At 70.4% G+C, this 1,441-nt stretch carries 1 protein-coding gene and 1 pseudogene; both read right to left on the reverse strand.

Annotated features, from left to right (window positions below):
- Window positions 1-473 (reverse strand): annotated as a pseudogene (locus RCJ92_RS15865) (polysialyltransferase family glycosyltransferase); the annotation flags it as partial.
- A partial coding sequence (locus RCJ92_RS15870; RefSeq protein ID WP_446755118.1) for a glycosyltransferase family 2 protein occupies window positions 470-1,441 on the reverse strand: 972 nt, incomplete at its 5' end. The gene RCJ92_RS15870 and the pseudogene RCJ92_RS15865, both read right to left, overlap by 4 nt.

Consider the following 1,441-nt stretch of genomic DNA (forward strand, 5'->3'; position numbering starts at 1 on the left):
TGGCAGGTGCCGGCGATCCGCTGGGCGATCGGGAGCGGCAGCCTGCTGCGGGTGGGCCCGTAGGACATCAGGCCATCGGAATGCACGGTGATGGGTGCGTCGTGGAAGATCCGGGTCAGCGCCTGGGCCGGATTGACCTGGATCGACTCGAGCACCAGGTGCACCGGTTCGCGGCCCAGGCCCCAGGCGGTGCGCAGCAGGCGCTCGAAGGTCACCAGTTCCTCGGTGCGCGGGTTGAAGGCCCCGACCCGGCGCGGGGCGATCAGCGCCCCGAAGTCCACGACCGCATCGAAACGCTCGGCCAGGGCCGGGAAGCCGGGCACCTCATCGAGCGGCACCGTCAGCTCCGGGGCCATTGAGCCGTTGGCCAGCACCAGGATGCGGCGCTCGGCCGGGGGCAGCAGTCCGGTGTCAAGCATCGCCGCCAGGCACATGACCTGGAAGCTGGTGGAGGCGGCAAGCAGCTGGATCATGCTCCCACCCCCACCGGGGCCGGGGTGTACACGGTGCGCAGCAGCTTGCGCCGGCGCGGGTCCAGCTGTTCCAGCGCCTGGGCCATCGGCCCGGGCGGCAGCTGCGCCAGGGCGGCCCCCAGCTGGCGGCGCAGCTCGGCGGCCAGCGCGGCGGGGAACTGTCCGATGCGGTCCAGGTGGTGGCAGGCGATCGCGAAGAACTGGCGCAGCGCCTTGGGCAGGAAGCGGTCGGCCTCCCGGTCCTGGCTGACCAGCTGCACGATCTGGCCGAAGGCCGGGATGAAGTGCAGCTGGCGTTCGTCGAACACCTGGGTCAGGGAGCCGGGCAGGTTGCGCCGGTAGAACTGGCTGGCCTCACCCACCACCGCGTAGCTGGTGCTGGACAGGTACAGCCGCCACAGCCAGGGCCGGTCCTCGCAGGTGGCCAGCGCCGGGTCGAACCACTGGGTGTCGCCCAGCACGTCGTGGCGGTACATGCCGGTGAACACATACGGGTAGTCGATCATGCTGGCCGCATCCACCGGCAGGATGTCCTCCCGCGGGTCCAGGACCACATTGTGCAGTGCCTGCGGGGCACGGTGGATGCTGCGGCTGGTGCCGCGCACCCGCACCTGGTCGCAGCGCACAAAGTCCACCTCGAGCCGTTCCAGCCCGTCGGCCAGGGAGGCCAGGTGGTCGCGGGAAAACCAGTCATCCGGGTCCAGGAACGTGACGTAGCTGCCGGTGGCCGCCGCCAACCCGGTGTTGCGGGCCGCGGACACCCCGCGGTTTTCCGGGTGGGTGATCAGCCGCAGGTCCTCGAAGCGGTCCCGGTAGTCCTGCACCAGGGTGGGCGTCAGGTCGCTGGAGTGGTCATCGACCACGATGACCTGCAGGCGGTGGCGGCCCAGGCGCTGGGCGGCCAGCGAGTCCAGGGCGTCGTTGATGTAGGGCTCCTGGTTGTAGGCCGGGATGATGACGCTGATCAA

Source organism: Glutamicibacter sp. BSL13 (assembly GCF_052928425.1).